The sequence below is a fragment of the Luteitalea sp. genome, assembly GCA_009377605.1.
Lineage (GTDB): Bacteria > Acidobacteriota > Vicinamibacteria > Vicinamibacterales > Vicinamibacteraceae > WHTT01.
In genome coordinates, this window is the sequence record WHTT01000170.1 from 1 (window position 1) to 5107 (window position 5107).

General features: G+C 63.8%; 3 protein-coding genes. 2 read left to right on the top strand and 1 reads right to left on the bottom strand.

The window, feature by feature from the left end; genetic code table 11:
• Both GEV06_27970 and GEV06_27975 read left to right on the top strand, forming a co-directional pair.
• Positions 1-834, top strand: coding sequence for an IS701 family transposase (locus tag GEV06_27970; GenBank protein ID MPZ21696.1), 834 nt, complete (start codon positions 1-3; stop codon positions 832-834).
• Between the two features lie 13 nt (positions 835-847).
• Complete coding sequence (locus GEV06_27975) at positions 848-1078, top strand: DUF1572 domain-containing protein (GenBank protein ID MPZ21697.1); 231 nt, start codon at positions 848-850, stop codon at positions 1076-1078.
• Between the two features lie 111 nt (positions 1079-1189).
• On the opposite strand, the gene GEV06_27980 is transcribed toward GEV06_27975, so the two are convergent.
• Entirely contained in the window at positions 1190-3265 is a 2076-nt protein-coding gene (locus GEV06_27980) for a hydrolase (protein MPZ21698.1), read from the bottom strand.
• Between the last annotated feature and the right edge of the window lie 1842 nt (positions 3266-5107).

The window sequence follows — 5107 nt, forward strand, 5'->3', positions numbered from 1 at the left end:
ATCGGCGAGGAGCTCGTCTGGCCGCTCAGCTGCGAGCTGTACCTGCCGCAGGAGTGGTGCACCGATGCCGCACGACGCAGCAAAGCGCGGATTCCGCCGGCCGTGCGCTTTCGCGAAAAATGGCGCATCGCCTTGGCGCATGTCCGGCACGTGCTCAAAGCGGGCATCGCGATCACCGCCGTGGTCGCCGATGCCGACTACGGCTCGAAGGCGCCCTTTCGCCGGGGGCTCGAACGGCTCGGGCTGCGGTACGGCGTCGCGATTCAAAGCGTGGTGACGCTGTGGACCGCCGGCGTGCGCCGGCCGCAGTCGGCGGCCGCGCTGGCGGCGGCCATCCCCGAGGCCGCCTGGCAGCGGGTCTCGTGGGCCACCGGCACGAAGGGCGACCTGGCCGCACGCTTCGCCGCCCTGCGCGTCCGGCCCGCCAAGAGCCGCGGCGAGCGGTGGTTGCTCTGCGAGCGCTCGCTGGCCGACGACGAGCGGAAATATTACCTGCTGAACCTCGACCCCAGCGCCACGTTGCGCGATCTGGTGACCGTCGTTCGCAGCCGGTGGCCGATCGAGCAACAGTATCGCGAACTCAAAGATGAACTCGGCATTGACCATTTCGAAGGCCGCACCTATCGTGGCTGGACCCATCACACGGTCCTCACCGCGATCGCCTTCACGTTTCTCCAACGCGAGCGCCACCGCATCGACGATGCGCCGCGCCCCACCTTGCCGCACGTCCGGCTTTGGGTGCGCGAGGTCATGGCGGTGCTCTACATCGTTCATAACCGTAAGTTGTTGCATCTCATCGCCAACTTCCAGCGGAATCCTCCGCTGAGAAGGTGACAAAGTAGTGCTAATGGCCAAGTGGGAAGAAGGGTGGACCGCGTTGTTCCAGGCCCTCGAGGGTTTAACAGATGACCAGTTGGCGGACAGTGTGACGATTCGAGGTCGCTCCCTGAGCGTGCATGCCGCGCTACATCGATCGCTTGAGCATACGAGTTATCACATAGGCCAGATTGTGTATCTTGCCAAGTCGTTTCGCGGTCAAGAGTGGTCGTACCTGAGTATCCCGCCTGGCCATGTCTGAGGCGTACAATCGGCACCCGGAGATGGATCGTCACGCGACGCACGCGGGCCACGTTGGCGCGCGATCCCAAGCGCACGTGACGGGCGGGTTACCGAGATCCTTGCAGAGGACTCACCGGAGCACGTCGAACATCCGCGAGAATTTCACGATGAGCGATCGGTCCGTGCGCTCGGGGCGGTCGAAGAGGTCGTACAGCCCGCGCGTATCGGTGTAAACAACGAAGAGGCCGGTGTTGGCGGCCTGCAGCCAACCGAACCGCAGGTTGATCGACCACACGTCGGCCTGATCGTTGTATTGCACGAGCGTCTGGATGAACCTGCGCGTGTCGAACGAGTACGACACACGCGTGCGCACGAGATTGGCGGCGAAGCTGCCCCACGGCAGGTCTACGTCGTTGCGCTCGTAGTCCACCTCGGTAGTCAGGGTCTCGCTCACGCGCATGCGGAGCGTCGGGTTCACCGACACGCGGTCGCCGCCGAAGAACCCGCCGATCGTGCCCCGCACTTCGAAGCTGACGGCAGCGCCTTGATTGGTGAAGAAGACGAGCTGCGCCTCACGGTGCCCGTAGCTGTCTGGTGGCACGACGACTCCCGGAAAGATCTCGAACGGCGCTCGCACGCCCTCGTGCGTGAGGTTCATTCCAGTGTGGACCTCGTAGCTGTTCTTGAACTCCCAGTGCGCATCGATGTGCCAGTGACCGCTTTCCTGAAAGCCGTCGAAGCCCCAGTAGCCGCGATACGTGGTGTGCGGCCGCACCTCTTGGAGATTGAGGACGTTGGCCGGGCGAAAGCGGGTCATCACCCGCGCGTCCGGCTTGCGATAGCCCCGGCGGCTCAGGAAGCCGACCTCCGGATTGAACTGTTCTCCGACCTCTTGATACCCGAGCTCGACGTCGTAACGCGGCAGGTTGGTGCGTGACCGCACGTTGAACGCGACATCGTCGTCGTCGATGCCCGGCGTTTGCGTGGTGGCGACGAAGCTCGAGAGCACGGTGTGTCGGCCGACGCCCCACATGCCATCCACCGCATACGTCCGATTGCGGTCATCGGCTGCCGCCAGATTGCCCGTGGCTTGGCGGTTGACGAAGAGCACACCCAGCGAGGAGCGGTTCGGGAGATTGCGGCTGACCCGGACGACGGAGAAATTGTTCGCCGGCGTCTCGCCGCCGAACTCGTCGGTTTGCATGTTGAGCAGACCGACGTTGTACGTGCCCGCCTTGCCCGACATTCGGCCGCCGCCCAGGATGGGAATGGCCTCGCCATTCTCACTGATGCCGATGCGTCGGCTGAAGAAGAGGTCGACCTCCCCCGGGTCGCCGACCGTGAAGAAGCCGGCGTTCTCGAGAAAGAACGGCCGCTTCTCGGGGAAGAACAGGTTGAAGCGGTCGAGGTTCACTTGCTGTTCGTCCACATCGACCTGCGCGAAGTCGGTGTTCACGGTGGCATCGAGCGTCAGGCTCGGCGTGAGGTTGTACTTCGCGTCGACGCCCACGTCGCCGAGGACGTCCGTTTCGGCTGGCTTCTCGCCGGACGCGAGCATGTTCCCAAGCACGTACGGTGTGACTCTGAGGTTGCGAATCGTCGGCGTTTGGAGACCAGAGACGCTCCCCGCCAGCGAGAGCCGATACAAGTCGTACTGCCGCGGGATCGGTGCCCAGTACGCGCGTTCATTGCGGCGCCGGATGTTTCGCTGGAAGTTCACGCCCCACACGTGGTCGGTGCCCGACGGGAAGCGCAGCGTGCGAAAGGGAATGGCGAACTCGGCGCTCCAGCCGATCTCGGTCACCTGGGTGCGGACGGACCACGCGCCATCCCAGTTCAGATTGAAGCCGCCGCCCGAACCGGACTGTTGCCGCTGGCCGGGCTCGAGCCCGCCCCCGCCCTGACCTTCGTTGGTCACTTGTCCGTCGTATTCGATGCCGGCCGGGTTGGTGCCAAAGACGAAGCCCGTCAACTGGTCGCGATACGTATCGAAGATCATCTGGAAGCTGTCGGTTTCGTCGAGCGGCGCGTCGCGGAGCGCGTCCGAGACAATAATCGAGCGCGGGGATCGGTCGAAGCAGACGACGCCGACGTACAAGGTGTCGGCGCTGAACAGGAGCCGCACCTCCGTACGTTCCGACGCCGGCTGCCCTTCGTTCGGCTGTTCCTGCCAGAACGCCGTAGCCTCGGACGCTTCCTGCCAGATGGCCTCGCCGAGGATGTCTCCGTCGATCACAGGTGCCTCGTCGACGCGTGTGGCCGTAATCGATGGACGGCCGCCCGGCCCTGGCGCGGCGGCGCCGACCTGCAGGTCCTGCGCGGGCACCGCGGCCGCGCCCAGCACTAGCGGGCTGCTGAAAGACGCAGCCTGAATGCAAAAGGCAAAATGAAGAATGCAAGAATAGGCCTGAATGTGCATTTTACGTTTTGCGTTGACAGAGGGTTTTTCATCATCCTGCTAGAAGCTCAGGCGGACGGCGAGCTGCAGCTGCCGGGACGATCCGACCGTCGAAAAAATCTTTGCCGCGTTGCCGACCGGAGTGCCGTCGGGGCTGTTGAACAGAACCACGCCGCCAGTGCCGGAATTCTGCGGCGCCGCGAAGTTGGCGCGGTTCAGGAGATTGAAGGCCTCGAGGCGCAACGATAGTCGATGCGTGTCGCCGACCCTGATGACCCGTGCCAGGGCCACGTCGACCGAGGCGTATCCGGGACCAATCAGCGTATTGCGGCCGAGCGTGCCAAGGTGTCCCGGCTCCTGGAGGCGAAACGCGGAGACGTCAAAATAGCGGTCCGGTCCGCCCAGGACCGGGTTGTTGCTTGCGCCGGGCACCAGATCTGGCCGGTGTCCCTCTCGGACCCCGTTGTTCGCGATGTCGAACGACGCGTTGACGGTGAACGGATAGCCGGTCGACAGCGTGATAATGCCCGCGGTCTGCCAATCGTTGAGCAGCGCTCTCGCCCACGCGGGACCATCGAGATGGAAGGGGAGATCCCAGGTGTAGCTGAAGACCCCGTGGTGCGCGACGTGGAAATTCGACAAGCCCCGCTCGAGATGTCGGAAGTAGTAGTCGGGCGGTACATCAGCGATGCTACTGGTGAACTCACGCCGATAACCGGAGGCATCGTCGATCGCCCATCCGTAGGTGTAGGAGAGCTGCCACTGGAACCCGCCGTGCCAACGGTGGGTCAGGCCAACCTGTAGCGCGTTGTACACAGAGTTCCCGTCGGTGGAGGTATAGCGGACCCGATCGAATGCCGGATTGCGACGACTCGCCGTGGCTCCATAGTAGGGTCGGCCCTCGTCGTCCACGGAGGTCGGCGCTCGGCTGTTGAGATCGCCCACGCGAGGGAGGTGTACGCCTCGAGATCCCGAATATCCCACTGTCAAGAGGATCTGGTCGGTGAGCGCCTGTTGGAGCGTGAGGTGATACCGCATCAGGTAAGGGGTGGAGAGATCGAACTCGAGAGGATCGACCCTCGGATTCCCCTTGACCGGTGCGCTCGACGGATCGGGATACGGTGGGTTCAGCGTCGTCCGAATCACCGCAAACGGCGGCTGCAGCCGGGCATTGTAGCCATAGATGTTCTCGAGAATCGGCTCGTAGAAGATGCCGAACCCGCTTCGCACCACCGTTCGATGGCGACCCATCACGTCCCAGGCGAGCCCGACCCGCGGTGCGACGTTCGCGAGCGACGGATTCTCGAAGAGCGGCTCCCCCACGACCGGGGCCGGATCCGTGAGCGCGCGAAGATTCGAGAGGCGTCCTGACTCCTCGGTCGGCACGGTGAACCACTCGTACCGGAGGCCGTAACTCAACGTCACATCCGGCCGCCAGCGATACTGGTCTTGGAGGTAGAACGCGAAGAGATTCTGACGATAGTTTCTGTGCGGATCAGAGCCGGCGTCGGCTCCCTGAAAGCGCTGGGCGCGGTTGGTCAAGAAGGTCTCGAGGTTCTCGTAGATCAACAGGCCGTCGAAGAACGCCGTATACCACCCGTTGCTCCGATAGTGCTTCCACGCAAACCCCGCGCGAAGGTCATGGCGGCT

Bases quoted from the DNA above. Each gene is read 5' to 3' on its own strand.
- GEV06_27975 (MPZ21697.1), top strand. From the start codon at position 848: ATGGCCAAGTGGGAAGAAGGGTGGACCGCGTTGTTCCAGGCCCTCGAG.